Source organism: Pseudomonas sp. B34(2017) (assembly GCF_002112915.1).
Lineage (GTDB): Bacteria > Pseudomonadota > Gammaproteobacteria > Pseudomonadales > Pseudomonadaceae > Aquipseudomonas > Aquipseudomonas pharyngis.
The window spans coordinates 1,155,191-1,172,570 of sequence record NZ_NEJA01000001.1; the positions used below are offsets into that span (position 1 = coordinate 1,155,191).

The window sequence follows — 17,380 nt, forward strand, 5'->3', positions numbered from 1 at the left end:
ACACCCGCCGGCTTCGGCTGAAGCCTGCCGGCGGGTCATGACAGGGATGTAACCATGCTATTCAATGAAGACAACTTCGCGGATATCGACCTGAACCTGATCATCATTTTCCTGGTGCTGTTCCGCGAACGCAGCGTGTCCCGCACGGCCGAGCGCCTACGCGTCAAACAACCCGCCATCAGCGGATCGCTGGCACGGCTGCGCAAGCGGTTCGACGATCCGTTGTTTCTGCGCTCGTCGCGAACCATGCGCCCGACCTCGAAGGCCGAGGAACTGGCGCAGGCACTGACACCGGCCATCAAGCAGATCGAAGCGGTGATCCGGCTCTGAAAAACCGGCGAAAAAAAACCTGCGGAAGTTCACTCCCGCAGGTTTCATTTTTTCAGGCCGACTTGAGCGCCTGAGCGTACTCGACCCGGGCCCAGAACGCTGGCAGAAAGCACTCGCTGACCAGCAGCGCCGAGCCATTGCGGGTGAAGCGCGAACGCCGTGCCAGCAGACGTTTGGCCTGTGGCGCGAAGCGATAGGACAGCGCGGCCAACGGCGCACCGGGCGGCAGCAAGGCACATTGGAAGGGTTCGCGCAGGGTCTGCTCCGAGGTGTAGAGAATCTCGGCCAGCGGTCGACGGCCGTAGCCGTTCAGCTCCGCCCAGTCGCCATTCAGCGCCGACACGCTGGTCAGGCTGCGCGCGGTGACACATGCCTCGCCATCGAGTTTCATCACCACCTCACGCACCCAGCCAATGGTGTTTGGCGGCACGTTCAGCGCTTGCGCTTCTTCAGGATTGACCGGGCCATGGGACTGCTCGACGACTTCGATTGAATAATCGCCCATGGCTTTCAGACGTGGGGTCAGTGCCCCGGGCAAAAACAGCCAGTGATGCTCGGAGCCGGTCAATTCCGACAGCGGTCGCGATGACCAGTAATGACTTGTATCCATACCCGCTCACACCTTCCTGGTGATGGTGAATTGTTGGTTGCCGTGGAAGGCCAACCCTTCACCGGCGGTGTCTGTCACTCGGCTCCGTTTTCTTCGGTCACTTCGTGTTTGCTGATGACGCTGATGGTCTGTTCATCGGTCTTGACCGCCGACAGCAGCGAGTCGAGCAGGCCCGGAAAACGCACGTCCATGTCTTCACGACGCAGGGACAGCAGGTTTTCCCGACCGTAAGGGCGCTGCCAAATCAGACCGCTGTCACGCAGAACCCGCCAGTGGTGGGTCATGGTCGACTTCGATGCACCCTTGAGGATCCGGCCGCACGGATGTTCCTGGCCATCGGCCAATACTTTCAACACGGTCAGGCGCAGCGGGCTTCCCAATGCGGACAGCACATTTTCCAGAAGGATCTGATCCTGATTGGGATGATTCGGGACGTTCATAGGTAGGTACCCTTGATGATATAGGCGGGAAAAATCCGTCTTGTATTCGTCTATACGAGAACAGTAAGACTATACACAAGATGTTTTTCCCCCGCGACAGCCGCCCCGGAGGCGGCGTCCCGCAAAACAACTACAAATTGCTGCTCTGCGCGGTCTCCAGCGCAGGCGCCTGGAACCCGCCGCCCAGCGCTGCCATCAACGAAACCGAGCTGTCGATGTGCTTGCTGTTGAGGAAGGCCAGACGCATTTCGTCCTGAATCAATTGTTGCTCGATGTTAAGCGCATCGAGGAACGTGTCCTCCCCGGCCTTGTAGCGCGACTGCGACAGATCGTAAGACGACTGGGCAATCGCACAGGCATCGCGCTGCACGACGATCTGCTGCTCGAACGAACGCAACTGCGTCACCGAAATCGCCACCTCGTGCAGGGCCGAATTCAGCACCCGGTTGTACTGCGCGATGGAGCTGTCGAGTTCGGCATTGCCGGCCTTGAGATCCGAGCGCAGGCGCCCGGCATCGAAGATCGGCAGCGACACCGTCGGCGCCACATTCCAGAACTTGCTGACCCCGGCGAACAGCGCATCACCGGTCAATGCATGGGACCCGGCCGCTGCCACCAGATTGATGTTCGGGTAGAACGTGGTCTTCACCGCCTCGACGTTTTTAGTCTCGGCCTCCACGCGCCAGCGTGCGGCGACGATGTCCGGACGACGGCCCAACAACTGGGCTGGCAACTGCGCCGGCAAGGCCACCACACTGGCTTGCAGATTCGATGGCCGATCAAGCGTGTGCGCACGGTCAACGCCCTTGCCGATCAGCGCCGACAGTTGAAGACGGGCGATTTCGATGTCTTCGTTGGCGCCGATCAACGTCGATTCCGAACGCGCCTTGAGGCTCTGCACCTGCTTGAGTTGCGACAGGTTGTCGAGGCCCGAGCCGTAACGTGAATCCGTCAGGTCCACCAGTTTGCTCAGGCGCTCGAGATCCCGTTGATTGAGCTCCGAGACCTGCCACGCATACGCCAACTGGTTGTAAGCCTTGACCACGTTGACCGCCAGAATCAGCCGCGACGATTGCAGATCGACTTCCGCCGCTCGTGCGCTGTTGAGCGCCGATTCCCAGGCGGCACGCTGGCCGCCCCAGAGGTCGAAGGTATAGCCGAAATTGACCGCCAGATTGCGTGCGGTGAAGTACTTGTGGCCCTCGCCGCTGTAGTCCTCGAAGCGCGACAGCCGACCGCGCGTGACACCCGCCGACGCGTCCATTTCGGGATAGCGTTCGGCGTCGCGCCGGTCAAGAAATGCGTTGGCCTTGGCCACCCGCGCAGCGACTTCCTGCAAGTCCGGGTTGCTGGCATACGCCTCTTCGATCAGCGCACCCAGACGTGGGTCACCCAGCGATGTCCACCAGTCCGCACGCGGCCATTGGGCCGGCGGCAGTTTGTCTTTCAGGCTGTCGGACGGCGCATCGCCGACCGCCAGCAATTTGCCCTGATGATCGATCCCGGCGTAGTTCACACAACCCGCCGCCAACAGGATGGACGCCGCCAGCGGCGCCAGCATCAAACGTGTAATCGAATGCATGTCACGTCCTCACAGGATGGGTTGCGGCACACCGGCCGGTTCGGCTTCGGGTGCGTGGCTCGGTTGCTTGATCGAACTGAGCAGCGTGTACACCGACGGCAGAATGAACAGGGTGAACAAGGTGCCGATCAGCATCCCCACCACAATCACCAGGCCCAGGCCGAAGCGGCTGTTGGCGCCGGCACCGCTGGCGAACAACAGCGGCGCGAGGCCGACCACCATCGCTGCGGTGGTCATCAGGATCGGCCGCAGACGCACCTGCGCGGCATGCTGAATGGCTTGCACGCGGTCCATGCCTTGCTGGCGCTGCAACTCGTTGGCGAACGCAACCATAAGAATCCCGTGCTTACTGATCAGACCGATCAGCGTGATCAGGCCGATCTGGGTGTAGATGTTCATCGACGTCATGCCCAGCGCCAGCGGCACCAGGGCCCCGCAGATCGACAGCGGCACGCTGATCAGAATGATGAACGGGTCGCGGAAGCTCTCGTACTGCACGCTCAGAACCAGATAGATGATCACCAGGGCCAGGCCGAAGGTGAACGCCAGGCTGTTGCCTTCCTGCACGTATTGGCGGGCGTCGGACTGCCAGTCGAAACTGAAGCCGGCCGGGAAGCCTTCCGATTGTTTTTTCAGGAAGCCCACTGCATCACCCAACGTCACGCCCGGCGCCGGAATGGCCTGGAACGTGGCGGAGTTCTGCTGGTTGAACTGGGTCAGGCGATTCGGCTCGACCTTGACGCTGAGAGTGGCCAGCGTCGACAGCGGCACCGGATTGCCCTTCTGATCCTTCACGTAATACAGCTTCAGGGTTTCCGGGGTCAGGCGATCCGCCGACACCGATTGCGGAATCACGTCATAGGAACGACCGTGGAACGAGAACCGGTTGACGTATTTCTCGCCGATCAGGCTGTTCAGCGTTTCGCCGATGTCCTGCATGCGGATGCCCAGGGCGTTGGCCTTGGCCCGGTCAACCTGGATTTCCACCACCGGGTTGTTGAAGTCCAGATCACTGTCGACCACCGCGAACAGACCGCTGGCCTGCGCCGCCTGCTTGAGCTGATCCATCACGTTGTACAGCGCCAGGTATTCCTGATCGCTGCGGATCACCATCTGCACCGGCAGACCACCGGTAGAGCCCGGCAACGGCGGCATCTGGAACACGAAAATGCTCGTGCCTTCGATCTGGTTCACCCGCGCCTGCAAGTCAGGCTGGATGGTGTTGGCATCGCGGCCGCGCTTTTCCCAGTCCACCAGGTTGATCCCGCCGACGCTGTTGGACAGACCGTCGGAACCGTTCGCCACCCAGTTGCTGTAACCCTCGGGGATTTCGTTGAAGGTCTTGTACAACTCGTGGGCGTAGGCCTCGAGGTAATTCAGGTTGGCGTGCTGCGGCGCCTTGATCGCGGTCAGCAGGATGTTCTGGTCTTCCAGCGGCGCCAGTTCGGTCTGCGCCGAGCGATAGAGGAACGGCAAGCTGAAGAAGATCACCAGCGCCACGCTCAGACTGATCCAGCGCCGCGCCAGCGAACCGCCGAGCAGCGCGCCATAACGACGGGACAGGTACTGGAAGAAACGGTCGGCCTTGACCGCCATGAAGCCTTCGCTGGTTTTCGCGTCCAGCAGACGGGTACTCATGATCGGCGACAGGGTCAGCGCGACGATGCCGGAAATCACCACGGCGCCGGCCAGGGTCAGCGCGAACTCCTTGAACAGCGTGCCGGTGAGGCCGCCCATCAAACCAATTGGCGCGTACACCGCCGCCAGGGTGAAGGTCATCGCCACCACCGGACCCGCCACTTCGCGCGCGCCGATCAGCGCCGCTTCGAACGGGCTCTTGCCCTCTTCGATGTGACGGTGGACGTTCTCCACCACGACGATGGCGTCGTCAACCACCAGCCCGATGGCCAAAACCATCGCCAGCAAGGTCAGCAGGTTGAGGCTGAAGCCAAACATCTGCATCAGCATCGCCGCGCCGAGCATCGACAGCGGGATGGTCACCAGCGGAATCAGCACAGTGCGGAACGTGCCCAGGCACAGGTAGATCACCAGCACCACGATCACCAGCGCTTCGAGCAGGGTGTAGCTCACCTCGTCGATCGACGACTGAATGAAGTGCGCCACTTCGAACGGGATCTGCACGGTCACGCCCGGTGGCAGGGTTTCCTGGATCTGCGGCAGCAATTCGCGCACACGTTTGACGATCACCAGCGGGTTGCCGGTCGGCGCCGCGTCCAGGCCGAGGAACAGCGCCGGCACATCGCTCATCGCGCCACTGGTGTCGGTGGAGGCGGCGTTCAGCTCCACGGTGCCGACGTCACGCACACGGATGATGTGGCCGTTGTCGTTGCGCAGCACCATGTCGCGGAAGTCTTCGACGCTGTTTAGGTCAGTGTTGACCCGCAGGTTGCTGACCACGTACAGGCCTTTGACCTGACCCGGAGCAGCCTGAAAGTTGTTGCCCTCGATCGCCGCCGACACGTCCTGCCCGGTCATGCCGTAACCGGCCAGACGCTGCGGATCGAGCCACAGGCGCATGGACAATTTCTGCTCGCCCATGATGTTGATCTTGGCCACGCCTTCGATGCCGGCGAACATCGGTTCGACGACGCGGGAGATGTAATCCGACATCTCCGGAATGGTCAGGTTGGAACTGGCAAACGCGACGTAGGCCACGCTGGTGAAACCGCCGGAAGTGCGCTCCACCACCGGGTCGTAGGCGTCCTTCGGCAGGCGGTATTTGATCTGGTTGACCTTGGCCATGACCTCGGTCAGCGCCGCGATGGAGTCACTGTTGAGTGCCATGCGGATCGTCACCTGGCTGCGGCCCTGGGTCGAGGCCGACGACAGATAGTCGATGCCTTCGACCGAGGCCACGGCCTGGCTGATCGGTTGCGTGACGAAGCCCTGCATCAGCTCCGAAGAGGCGCCGGGATATTGGGTCGTGACCGTGATGGTCGACGTTTCCAGCATCGGGTACTGGCGGATCGGCAGGTTCATCAGCGCACGCACCCCGAACAGCAGGATCAGCGTGCTGACCACCACGGCCAGCACCGGGCGGCGAAGAAAGAGGTCGGTGAAATTCATTTTTCCAGCCCACTGAGTTTAAGAGCAATCGTGTCCGGGACACCTTCCACCGCCACGCCGTCGTGGAGTTTGAGCTGGCCGGACGTCACCACTTGCACGCCTTCGGTCAGGCCCTTGTCGACCACCGCCCAGCCATCGCGGCGCTCGCCGACCTTGATGCTTTCGCGCTTGACCTTCTGCACGCCGGCCTCGTCGGTGTAGACCGAGAACACGCTTTCGCCGTAGGCGTTGTAGGTGATCGCAGTTTCCGGAATCAGCAGCTCGGCGGTCTGCGGCAGGGTCACCGAGACGCGTGCATACATGCCGGGACGCAGGCGTTTTTGCGTGTCGGTGATGACCGCTTGCACGTTGATGGTGTGGGACTGGTTGATCTGCGGATCGACCGCGACGATCTTGCCGGCGAAGGTCACATCACCCCAGGCATCGACCTTGGCCTGCACGGTCTGGCCCAGTTGCACTTGCGAGCCATCGCGCTCGGCGAGGGTGAAGTTGACGCGCAGCACGCCCGGATCGGTCAGGGTTGCCACCGCGCTGCCGGCCTGAAGGTATTGGCCCAGGTGCGCCTGGCGAATGCCTAGGGTGCCGGCGAACGGCGCACGAATGTGGCGTTGAGCGATCTGCGCCTGCATACGCTCCATGTCGCCCTTGGCCGCGTCGTATTGAGCGCGGGCACTGTCGAAGGAGCGACGGCTTTCGGCGCCGGTCTTGGCCAGTTCCTGAACCCGTGCGAACTGGGCCTTGGCCGATTCGTACTCGCCTTTCAGGCGCACCAGTTCGCCTTGCTCCGGCGCGTCGTTGAGCTTGAGCAGCACTTGCCCCGCCTTCACTTCATCGCCGGACTCGAAATCGATATCCACCACTTTGCCGCTGACTTCAGCCGACACCAGCACCTGACGCTGGGCTTCGAGTTTGCCGATGGCCTCGAGGTAGTAGGTGTAAGGCTGCTTTTTGACCACGGCCAGACCGACCCGGGTGCTGGGGATCCGTTGCTCGGCCGCCGCCGGTGGCGGCGACCAGAAACGCCAGCCCAGTGCTGCGGACAACACCACCACAAGAACAATAAAGATCAGCGACTTGATAATGTTTCGAGCAAGCATGTGGCACTCCCTTGACTCTTTGCTGCGAGCACAAAAGTTTGAGTTTTAAGAAAATAAAGGTGCAACTAAAGACGGGCGCGTTATCGATCCCTGTGAACTTTCACTTGTAAACGCGCCCGCTTTATTAATCCGCTGTTACGCCGCGGCCAGTACGTTGGTTTTATCCAGGTAGTACTTGCCGATACCGTGCAAGTTCAAAGGCGACAACGTGAAGTGCTTCGAGCCGGTGTGAATATCGCGGAAGCAACGCTCCAGGAAGTGCGACTTGTAGACGGCTTTGGAACCGGCCATCGAGTAGATCTGGTTGACCGCATTGACCGAGTTCTCGGTCAGCACCGAGGCTGCCAGGCCGACGCGGGCACTGACCGGTTCGCCGATGGTTTCACCCCGGTTGATCACCTGATGGATCGCATCTTCCAGCAGCAGTTGCGCGGTATGCACCGAGGAGATGGCGCGACCGGTCTTCTCGAAGATCACCCCTTCCAGGCCCGGGTCGGTGTTCACGGCGCGGTCATTGCGGAAGTGATCGACCGCAGCCCGGGCCACGCCGAGCACGGTGGACATCGCCGCCAGGGTGCCGAACTCGTAGTAACCGGTGGCGTAGGCCCGGGAGCTGCGCGCTTCGGGGGATTGCTTGAGGGTTTCGACATCCAGCGAGAATGACTTGTGGACGATCACGTTGGAGCACTGGAAGTGATGGCTGCCGGTGCCGCGCATGCCCAGGGTGTCCCAGGTCGGCAGGATGGTGCATTGGCTGGCGGGCACGAAGAACATCCGCACTTCCGGATTAGTGTTGTTTTCGGTGCCTTTGACGGTGGCGGTGCAGACCAGCCAGTCGGCGTGGGCCGAGCCGCTGGCGAACGCCCATTTGCCGCTCAGCAGGTACTCGTCGCCCATCGGCAGCGCTTCGCCACCGGAGTGGATGGCGCCGATCACGAAACCGTCGCAGTGGTTGTAGATCGCTTCGGAGGTGGCTTCCGGCAGGTAATCCGACAGGCGCCCCATCGCCACTTGCACCGCCAGCTGCCAGGACAGCGAAGCGTCAAACCGGGCGAATTCCAGCAGCAGGGCCGAGGTGGTCTGGATATCGACCTGGGATCCGCCGAACGCCTTGGACACCGAGGTCCGGCCAAAACCGTCCTTGAAGAATCGGGACATCACATCCTTGTGCGTCGCATTGGTCTGCTCGCTGTAATCGCGGTGCTGAATAATCAGCGGATTCAGTGCACGCACCTTCTCGAGCCATTCATTGGATTCGGAGGGAAGGCTGTTCCATTGCATTAGATTTTTCATAACGGCTCCTAGCTATTATTTATTTACGATCAGCAGACGAAAAAACAGACAGAACTTTTTATTGTTGTTAAACCCCGATAAAAATGTACGTCTACAGTCGTACATTTGACAAGCACTATTATCAGACTTCTTTCATTTCCCAATAAAAGAGCAATCACTGTCCGACAATTACGCAAGGCGCAAGAGACCAACGTAACTTGCGAACAAGTTACGTCGCTAGAATCTTTTGATTACTTCACGCCGGCGCGCCGGTCACTGACTTTCGACAGTGAGGCCCAGTCCTGATCGGCCTGACCATGGGCCATGCCGTCCAGCAGGTTGTCCTTCAACACGCTGGCAAACGGCAGCGGCACTTGGGCAGCCTCCCCGGCTTCCAGCGCCAGGCGAACATCCTTGAGGCCCAGCGACAACTTGAAACCGGCCGGCTCGAATGTTTCATCGACCATCAGCTTGCCGTATCCCTGATAGACCGGCACGGCGAACAGGGTCGAGGTGATCATTTCGATGAACGCCTCGCGACTGATGCCGTAACCGCCGGCCAGGGTCGAGGCTTCAGCCATGGATTCGATCGCCGAAGCGATCATCAGGTTGGCCGACAGTTTGGCAGCGCAGGCAACTTCAGCCGTGTCGCCTAACGTCCAGGTCTTGCGCCCCAGCACATCGAACAGCGGTTGTACCCGAGCCAGTGCTTCGACGGGCCCGGAGGCGAGAATGTTCAGATTGCCGGCAGCCGCCACATCGACCCGCCCCAGCACCGGTGCCGACACGTAACCGACGCCGCGTGCTTCATGCACGGCCGCCAGTTCCCTGGCCAGCGCCACGGACACCGTGGACATGTTGACGTGCACGCTGCCGGCCTGCAGACCGTCCAGCGCCTTGGCGTCGAAGAACACCGAGCGGATTGCCGTGTCATCGCCGAGCATGGAAATCAGCACCTCGGCCTGGGCCGCCAGCGCCGGTGTCTCGACAGCTTCGGCGCCGGCCTTGGCCAGTGCTTCCAGCGGTGCCGTCGAACGATTCCACACGCGGACCCGATGCCCGGCTTTCAGCAGGTTCAGCACCATCGGTGCGCCCATCGTGCCCAGACCGATAAATCCCAGTTCCATGTCGCGCTCCTCTCTCGATGAGGTGTTCAAAGCCGTTCAGACGATGATGCAGAATTGCGATTGTACGTGTACAGGCGTACATTTCAAGTGCCGCGACGATTCATTCTTCGCGGCAAGGGTTTCAAACACACCTTTACCCAAGGCAAGGAGGCTTTATGCAATTCGGGATCTACACCGTTGGCGACGTCACACAAGACCCTACCAACGCCCGTACCCCCAGCGAATCCGAGCGCATCCAGGCCACCCTGCAAATTGCGCAGAAGGCCGAAGACATCGGACTGGACGTGTTCGCCACCGGCGAGCACCACAATCCTCCGTTCATCACCTCCTCTCCCACCACACTGCTGGCCTACATCGCCGCCAAGACCCATCGCATCATTCTCTCGACCTCCACCACCCTGATCAGCACCAACGATCCGGTTCGCCTGGCCGAAGAGTATTCGCTGCTGCAAAACCTCTGTGGCGGGCGCATGGACCTGATGCTCGGCCGGGGCAACACCGCACCGGTCTATCCCTGGTTCGGCAAGAGCATCGCCGACGGTCTGCCACTGGCGATGGAAAACTATCGCCTGCTGCACCGGCTCTGGCGCGAAGCAGACCTCAACTGGAGCGGACGCTTTCGCACTCCGCTGAAAAACTTCACCTCAATCCCGAGGCCCCTCGATGACCTGCCGCCCTTCGTCTGGCACGGCTCGATCCGCACCCCGGAAATCGCCGAGCAGGCCGCGTATTACGGCGACGGTTTTTTCGCCAGCCACATCCTCTGGCCCCGTGAGCATTTCATGGCGCTGGTCGAGTTCTACCGCGCGCGGTTTGCCCATTACGGTCACGGCACGCCGGAGCAGGCGATCGTCGGTCTCGGCGGGCATATTTTCATGCGTCGCAACTCGCAGGATGCACGCCGTGAATTCCGTCCCTACTTCGACAACGCCCCGGTGTATGGCCACGGTCCATCCCTGGAAGAGTTCATGGAAATGACCCCGCTGGCCGTCGGCAGCCCTCAGGAAATCATCGACAAGACCCTGACCTTCCGCGAGTACTTCGGCGACTATCAGCGCCAGCTGTTCCTGTTCGACCATGGCGGCATTCCGCTGAAAACCGTGCTGGAACAACTCGACATGTTCGGCAAGGAAGTGTTGCCGGTGCTGCGTGAAGAAACCCGCAAACGCCGCTCGCCGCTGGCGGCCGAAGCGCCGACGCATGCCAATCGCCTGGCCCGTTTGCAAACTCCGTCGGCCGATCCACGCGCCACGGTCAAAGCTGCCCAACTCGACAGCGTGACCGGCCACTGACCCTGAGGGAGCGAGCAGGCTCGCTCCCACACTTGATCAGGCAGCGCCTTTCAACGGGCGCTGCGCATCCATCGCCACCACCACGTCATCGTGGATCAAACGGGCCAGATACTGACCATAACCGGTCTTGCTCATGCTGCCCGCATGCACCAGCAACTGCGCGTCGTCGATCCAGCCCTTGTGGTAGGCGATTTCTTCGAGGCAGGCGATTTTCAGGCCCTGGCGTTTCTCGATGGCCTGGACGAAATTGCCCGCTTCCATCAACGCGTCGTGGGTGCCGGTGTCGAGCCAGGCCATGCCACGGCCCATCACTGACACGTTCAATTTGCCGCGTTGCAGATAGACGTTGTTGACGTCAGTGATCTCCAGCTCGCCGCGCGGCGACGGCTTGATGTCAGCGGCAATCTGCAGCACTTCGTTGTCGTAGAAATACAGGCCGGTGACGGCGTAGTTGGACTTTGGATCGCTCGGTTTTTCGCAGATGCTCAGGGCCTTGCCGGCAGCATCGAATTCCACCACGCCAAAGCGCTCGGGATCGGCCACGTAGTAGCCGAACACCGTCGCGCCTTCATCACGCGCCGCCGCTTGCAGCAGGGTTTCACCGAAACCGGCGCCGTAGAAAATATTGTCGCCGAGCACCAGGCAGACGTTGTCTTCACCGACGAATTCGCGACCGATGATGAACGCTTGAGCGAGACCGTCCGGGCTCGGTTGCACCGCGTAGCTCAGGCTCAGGCCCAACTGGCTGCCGTCGCCGAGCATGCGCTGAAAGCCCGGCAGATCTTCCGGGGTGGAGATGATCAGGATCTCGCGGATTTCCGCCAGCATCAGCACCGACAGCGGGTAGTAGATCATCGGTTTGTCATACACCGGCAGCGACTGTTTCGAGACGCCCAGGGTGATCGGATGCAGACGCGAACCGGCGCCGCCCGCCAGCAGTATTCCTTTGTACTTGGCCATGCTTTTTTCCTTTCAAGCAGTGAGATTTGAATGACTGAATGTTCAGGCCACGAGGGCTTCGTCGCGTTGCTCGCCGAGGCGCTCCAGTGCGTAGGCACCGGACATCACCCGCACCCACCAGGCGCGGTTGTCCAGATACCAGTCGACGGTTTTCTGCATGCCGCTTTCGAAGGTTTCCTGCGGCGTCCAGCCGAGCGTCGCGTGGATTTTTCCGGCATCGACGGCGTAGCGTTTGTCGTGGCCCGGACGATCCTTGACGAAGGTGATCAGGTCGCGGAAGTGCGCAACGCCCGCCGGTTTTTCCGCACCGCGCGCTTCAAGCAGATCGCACAAGGTGTGCACCACTTCCAGGTTGGTCTTCTCGTTGTGGCCGCCGATGTTGTAGGTCTGCCCGACCTCACCGCGCGTGACCACCGCATACAGGGCCCGGGCGTGATCCTCGACGAACAGCCAGTCGCGGATCTGCGCGCCATCGCCGTACACCGGCAACGGCTTGCCTTGCAGCGCATTGAGAATGACGTGAGGAATCAGTTTTTCCGGGAAGTGATACGGCCCGTAATTGTTCGAGCAATTGCTCATCACCACCGGCAGGCCGAAAGTGCGATGCCAGGCGCGGACCAGATGATCGGAACCGGCCTTGGTTGCCGAGTACGGCGAACTTGGCGCATACGCCGTACGCTCGGTGAACGCCGGATCTTCAGGCTCCAGGTCGCCGTAAACTTCGTCGGTAGAAATATGATGGAAACGGAACGCCGCCTGACGCGCCGCGTCCAGTCGGTTCCAGTAACCACGCGCGGCTTCGAGCAGGGTGTAGGTGCCGACGATGTTGGTTTCGATGAAGGCTTGCGGGCCATCGATCGAGCGGTCCACGTGGGACTCGGCGGCCAGATGCATCACCGCATCCGGTTGCAGGCGTGCGAACAGTTCGTCCAGCGCCGGCTTGTCGCAGATGTCGACCTGGCAGAAACGGTAACGCGGCGAATCGGATACATCGGCCAGCGATTCCAGGTTGCCGGCGTAGGTCAGTTTGTCGACGTTGATCACTTCACATTCGGTCTCTTCAATCAGAAACCGCACCACGGCCGAGCCAATGAAGCCCGCGCCCCCTGTCACTAAAATTTTCATCAGCGCCTCCCCTGGCAAAATGATGACTTAACGTCCTTCGATGCTGTGTGCGGGTCAGTTCAACAACGCGACCCAGTATGGCGACAGTCCTTGTTCGAGAATCAGCAGTGTCTGGATGCAGACGAAGCTTTCGTCAGTGGTTGCCGAGGTTGCGTTGAGCGGGCCGAAACCACCGTCCTGCTTCTGATGGGCAGCGATCCAGTCTTTCGATTCCTGCAAATACGTCGGCTGCGCGTCGAGCAGATACATTGCTGCGATAGCCATGTAAGTGCCCACCAGGCTGACCGCTTTGCCCGGCCGGTAATGGAACGAGCCGTTGGCCAGTTGCAGCTTTTGCAGCCAGGCGACGGTTTGCTCGGCATCGACGATGCGGCGGTTGAGAATGAACAGCGTCGACACCACGCGGTACACCGAAAACGCGTCCGGCGGATAACCCGGCTTGTTGGCGAAACCGCCATCGACCGAGCGGCAGCGCAAGGCAAACGCCATCACACCCTGCTCGTCCGGCGCCTTGGCTTCAAGGGCATGCAGCGACAGCACCGCCAGGTTGGTGTGCCAGATGTCCGAGCCGAAACCCGGCACATCGCCGAACCCGCCATCGGGGTTCTGGCACGCTTGCAGGTAACGCACGCAACCACCGATATCGTTCGGCAACGCGCCCAGCACTCGCAGCGACAACACTGCGCAGTAGGTGGCGAACACATCACTCAGGTGACCCGGTTGCTCGGCAAATCCACCGTCGGTGTTTTGCGAAGCCCTGATGCAATCGATCAGGCTGGCCTTGTTTTCGATTTGCAGACCCAAGGCATGCAAGTCCGAAATCACATGCAGCCCGGAGAACACCTGCCAGGTCTTGTCGGCACGGAAACCCAGCGGCGCGGTTTCGGCGGTCAGCCCGTAAGGCGTTTCATTCGACGCCCGGGCCTTGGCCAGCCACGCCAGATAACGCTGCAGATCAACATTGATGGTCGGCACGCCATTCGGGTGAATGCGCTGCACATCACCACCGCCATCGATCACTTGCAGCTCACGGTTTACCAGCGCCGCATCGTCATGATGAGTGACGGCAGCGACCGGCTCGATGGACTGCAAAGCGTGGGCAGCGGCGAGCTGGGTTTTCAGGCTTTTCAGGTGCAGCGGCAGGTACGTCAGGTTGCCGATGCTGAAGATCCCCGGCTGACGCGGCGGCGCCCAGAACTGGCGAATGAACGGCACGGTCGGGTCATCCGGGGTCGACCAGAAGTAGCCCTTGCCCATGAACAGACCGCCATTGCGCGCGTCATGAAACTCCAGCAACGCCGCCGTCACCGAAGCCCGATCCGCTTCGCTCGCGCCGGACGGCAAGGCCTGAATCGCCTGCAACAGCAACGCCACGTCGTAGGCGGTCTTGATCGGGAATGGCGACTCGTGATTTTTGTACGAGGTGTGCCAGTCGCAACGCACTTTGCCGTTGATCCCGACCCGATCCCAATACCCGCCGTACGCCGGATCGCGGAACAGTGCCAGGGTTTGCAGCAGGAACGAACGGGCCAGATTCGACAGCGCATTGTCGTCGCGCGCATCAGCCAGTTGCGCCAGCACCAGGCTGACCTGCGCACGCACACCGCAACGGGTCAGCGCCACATCGACACAGGATTGGCTGTCGCTGCCGGCCACCCAGCCGATCAGGTTCTCTGCATGAATCTGCAAGTGCCCGACCAACCCCAGCCCCAACGGCTGATTGTCGATACGCGCCAGCAACGCCGTGGCGCTGATGTCGAGATTGATCGAGGTCGCCAGCTCCAGCGGCGTCAACCAGTCGCTGCTATACAGGCCGGCGACGGAGGAACGGGCGTAGAGCGCTTCGACCTTTTCCAGCAGGCCGTGGATCGCGGCATTGTTCGCCGTGTCCTGCGGCACCCGGCGCTGATAGGCAATCAATGCCGCCAGCGCGTCCAGTTGCAGCGCCAGCGTACGGCAGCGTCCGGAGCCGTGCGGCGTCCAGTAGCGGTCGGCCAGTTCGTGGAAACCGCCATTCGCCGCATCATGCAAACGCATCAGCCCGTCATGGGCAAAACGCAGTTCGACATCGTCGCCGTGCTCGGCCTGATAGAACGTCGCGGCGACCTGATCCTGCAACTGCTTGTCGCTGGAAATCGCAACCTCGCCACTGGCATCGGTCACGGCGAAAAAGCCGCCGTGCTCGATGTCCTTGAGGCCTTGATCAAATAGAAACTGCGGATGCAGTGACATGGTGAATCCCTCTTCCTTGAGGTTAAGCGGCTTTGCTTTCGGTCAGCGACACAACGCTGCCCTGGCACAACTCGATGATGCGCGTCGCGGCGCGGGCGGCACCTTCGCCATCCGGCGCGGCGACTTGCTGATGCGGTGCGTAATAGGTCGAAGCGTCGGTGTCTTTTTCCAGTTCGCCCTGGATCAGTTCGACGATCGCATCGCGGTCGTGGCCCAGATGCGTTGGGAAACCCAGCAGCTCCAGACGGCGCAGCGCCTCGAGTTCGTGGTACTCGGACTTGGACGGCAGCACGAACAGCGTCGGAATCTGCAGTGCGGCGATTTCCGTTACGGTGATCCAGCCCGGCGCCGAAATCAGCAGGCAGGCTTCACGCAGCAGACCCATCCAGTCCGGGTAGTACGGCACGCAGACGACGCCGTCCTGAGCCTGGATATCCTGACGGCCCAGCAGCACCAGTTTCAGTTCCGGATTGCGCTCGCGCAGGATCTTGAAGCTGTCCAGATACGCAGCGAGCAGCGCGTCCTTGTTTTGCGCAAACATCGTAGTGCCGCTGATCGAAGCCACAATGAACGGCGAGTCGCCGAGGTTCAGTTGCTCGCGCACATTCAATCCGGTCTGCACATTGATGTCGCGGATCATCGGGCCGACAAAATGCGCCTTGCCGCTGACCAGCGCTTCGGCCACCGGCGTGCCCTGATCGAGGGAAGCCACGTACGGTTTGTCGGTCAGCACCAGTTGGCTCTGATTGATCATCCAGTTGAACTGGCTGTGCAGCGCGGTGCGGGCCCGGGCCATTTCCAGCGCGTTGACTTCGAAACCGCCGTCGGCCAGATCATGGTCTTCGAGCTGGCACAGGGTGAAGTCGTAGCGCTCGGTGACGAACACCAGCGGCGTACCGCTGAAAATCGCGGCCAGGCAGGCGGCCATGTTGTAGTCCGACACCAGAGCGGTGGGCTTGTATTCGGCGATCAGGGCCAGGTAAGACAGAATTCGCTCGCCGGACAAGAAGGTATTGGCGATATATCCGCCGATGTAATTATTCCAGTCGAGTTCTTTCGACAAGTTGCTCTTTTTCGAGTAATCGACCAAACGGCCGGCAATATCCACTACTTCAACGCCAGACTTTTCGAACATCGGCGTGAAGGTCGGCTGCAAGGAAGCCAGTGCCACGGTCAATGGCATGTCCGGGCGCTGCTTTTTAATCGCCTGAGCGATGGACAGCGCGCGCATGTTGTGACCGGAACCGGTTGGATTGGGGGCAAATAAAATCATTCTTGAATCTCCATTAGTTGAACAACGCCATGAACCACAGTGTTTTCCAATACATCCCTTATAACCACCGAGTACGGTTTGATAACGGCACCGTCACCAATATTCAGTGGACCTACCAAGATGGCGCCCTCGCCAATAACGCAACGACTTCCAATGCGCACCGGTGCCTCCTCCCAAGGCAGTGAGCGGAAAGAATGATCATGGGTGGAGGCCACGATCGTGACCCCCTCGGACAACTCGCTGAAGGCACCGACGGATACGCCGCCGGCTGCTTCGATAACCACACCGGTCGCCAGTCGCACGCCGGTGCCCAATTCGATACCGCCCAATTGCGACATGCCGCCCTGGCGGCTGCTGCGCCCGATCAGGATGCAGTCCCGGGCGATTTCCACCGACGCCCCGCCGCGCAATTCGGCATCGATCAAGGCGTCGTCGCTGATGTCCCAGGTCAGGGTGTCAAGGTTCAGCGACTTGAGCCGTGCGACCGACTGCGTGGACCGATCGAGCATCGACGGCAAGCCCTGACGCGCCCGGTCCCGGACTTTGACCAGCACCGGTTCCGGGCTCGGCCGGCCGTCCTCGACCACAGTGCGCTGGGCAATGACCCGCGCCGGGCGACCGACGACGATTGCGTCCGGCGGCACATCGGCGGTCACCAACGCGCCAGCCGCCACCACGGCCCCGGCACCGATGGAAACACCCGCAGTCACGGTGGCCTTGGCGCCCACCCAGACGTTTTCGGCAATCCGAACCGGCGACTGCGCCGTCCCCAGGCACTGCGCACCGGTGGCGAACATGCTGGACTTGCCGACCAACGCGTGCTGCAAATCGCATCTGAAACCGATGAAGCATTCATCGCCGATCTGCACGTTTGTCAGGCGACTGCCGGCACGCACCCAGACGTGCCGGCCAAGCTCACTTGAACTATCAACAGTCGTCGAAACTTCAATTAC

The 17,380-nt window shown here is 61.1% G+C and carries 14 protein-coding genes; 2 read left to right on the forward strand and 12 right to left on the reverse strand.

Features of this window, described 5'->3' with window-relative positions; all coding sequences use genetic code 11:
• Window positions 1-54 precede the first annotated feature (54 nt).
• Window positions 55-330, forward strand: a complete 276-nt coding sequence (locus tag CAF80_RS05455; RefSeq protein WP_074691992.1) for a LysR family transcriptional regulator — start codon at window positions 55-57, stop codon at window positions 328-330.
• 52 nt (window positions 331-382) lie between these two features.
• On the opposite strand, the gene CAF80_RS05460 is transcribed toward CAF80_RS05455, so the two are convergent.
• From CAF80_RS05460 to CAF80_RS05490, 7 genes are all read right to left on the reverse strand, one after another.
• Entirely contained in the window at window positions 383-940 is a 558-nt protein-coding gene (locus CAF80_RS05460; RefSeq protein ID WP_074691995.1) for a chorismate lyase, read from the reverse strand.
• Window positions 941-1,014: 74 nt separating this feature from the next.
• Window positions 1,015-1,380 carry a helix-turn-helix transcriptional regulator gene (locus tag CAF80_RS05465; protein WP_074691998.1) on the reverse strand — a complete coding sequence of 122 codons (366 nt, stop codon included), beginning with the start codon at window positions 1,378-1,380 and terminating at the stop codon, window positions 1,015-1,017.
• 130 nt (window positions 1,381-1,510) lie between these two features.
• On the reverse strand, window positions 1,511-2,962 hold the full coding sequence (locus tag CAF80_RS05470) for an efflux transporter outer membrane subunit (RefSeq protein ID WP_085666943.1): 1,452 nt from the start codon (window positions 2,960-2,962) through the stop codon (window positions 1,511-1,513).
• Between the two features lie 9 nt (window positions 2,963-2,971).
• Window positions 2,972-6,049 carry a MexW/MexI family multidrug efflux RND transporter permease subunit gene (locus tag CAF80_RS05475; RefSeq protein ID WP_085666944.1) on the reverse strand — a complete coding sequence of 1,026 codons (3,078 nt, stop codon included), beginning with the start codon at window positions 6,047-6,049 and terminating at the stop codon, window positions 2,972-2,974.
• Window positions 6,046-7,146, reverse strand: a complete 1,101-nt coding sequence (locus CAF80_RS05480) for an efflux RND transporter periplasmic adaptor subunit (protein WP_085666945.1) — start codon at window positions 7,144-7,146, stop codon at window positions 6,046-6,048. The genes CAF80_RS05475 and CAF80_RS05480 overlap by 4 nt, the downstream gene beginning before the upstream one ends.
• 135 nt (window positions 7,147-7,281) lie before the next feature.
• A complete protein-coding gene (locus CAF80_RS05485) occupies window positions 7,282-8,439 on the reverse strand; it encodes an oxidoreductase (RefSeq protein WP_085666946.1) in 1,158 nt (385 codons plus the stop codon).
• 230 nt (window positions 8,440-8,669) lie between these two features.
• Entirely contained in the window at window positions 8,670-9,575 is a 906-nt protein-coding gene (locus tag CAF80_RS05490; protein ID WP_256578099.1) for an NAD(P)-dependent oxidoreductase, read from the reverse strand.
• A gap of 125 nt (window positions 9,576-9,700) precedes the next feature.
• Between CAF80_RS05490 and CAF80_RS05495 the strand changes: the two genes are divergently transcribed.
• Window positions 9,701-10,837, forward strand: a complete 1,137-nt coding sequence (locus tag CAF80_RS05495) for an LLM class flavin-dependent oxidoreductase (RefSeq protein WP_085666948.1) — start codon at window positions 9,701-9,703, stop codon at window positions 10,835-10,837.
• Window positions 10,838-10,873: 36 nt separating this feature from the next.
• Here the strand turns inward: CAF80_RS05495 and rfbA are convergent, their stop codons facing one another.
• The 5 genes from rfbA to CAF80_RS05520 are packed head-to-tail and all read right to left on the reverse strand — an operon-like array spanning window position 10,874 to window position 17,323.
• Window positions 10,874-11,797 (reverse strand): glucose-1-phosphate thymidylyltransferase RfbA, encoded by a 924-nt coding sequence (gene rfbA / locus CAF80_RS05500; RefSeq protein ID WP_011332341.1) that lies wholly within the window; start codon window positions 11,795-11,797, stop codon window positions 10,874-10,876.
• Window positions 11,798-11,839: 42 nt separating this feature from the next.
• Window positions 11,840-12,922 (reverse strand): dTDP-glucose 4,6-dehydratase, encoded by a 1,083-nt coding sequence (rfbB, locus tag CAF80_RS05505; protein ID WP_085666949.1) that lies wholly within the window; start codon window positions 12,920-12,922, stop codon window positions 11,840-11,842.
• A gap of 54 nt (window positions 12,923-12,976) precedes the next feature.
• Window positions 12,977-15,154, reverse strand: a complete 2,178-nt coding sequence (locus CAF80_RS05510) for a prenyltransferase/squalene oxidase repeat-containing protein (protein ID WP_085666950.1) — start codon at window positions 15,152-15,154, stop codon at window positions 12,977-12,979.
• Window positions 15,155-15,176: 22 nt separating this feature from the next.
• Window positions 15,177-16,427 carry a hypothetical protein gene (locus tag CAF80_RS05515; protein ID WP_085666951.1) on the reverse strand — a complete coding sequence of 417 codons (1,251 nt, stop codon included), beginning with the start codon at window positions 16,425-16,427 and terminating at the stop codon, window positions 15,177-15,179.
• The gene (locus tag CAF80_RS05520) at window positions 16,424-17,323 is read right to left on the reverse strand and encodes a DapH/DapD/GlmU-related protein (protein WP_235375929.1); all 900 of its coding nucleotides are present in this window, start codon (window positions 17,321-17,323) and stop codon (window positions 16,424-16,426) included. The genes CAF80_RS05515 and CAF80_RS05520 overlap by 4 nt, the downstream gene beginning before the upstream one ends.
• Window positions 17,324-17,380: the final 57 nt, after the last annotated feature.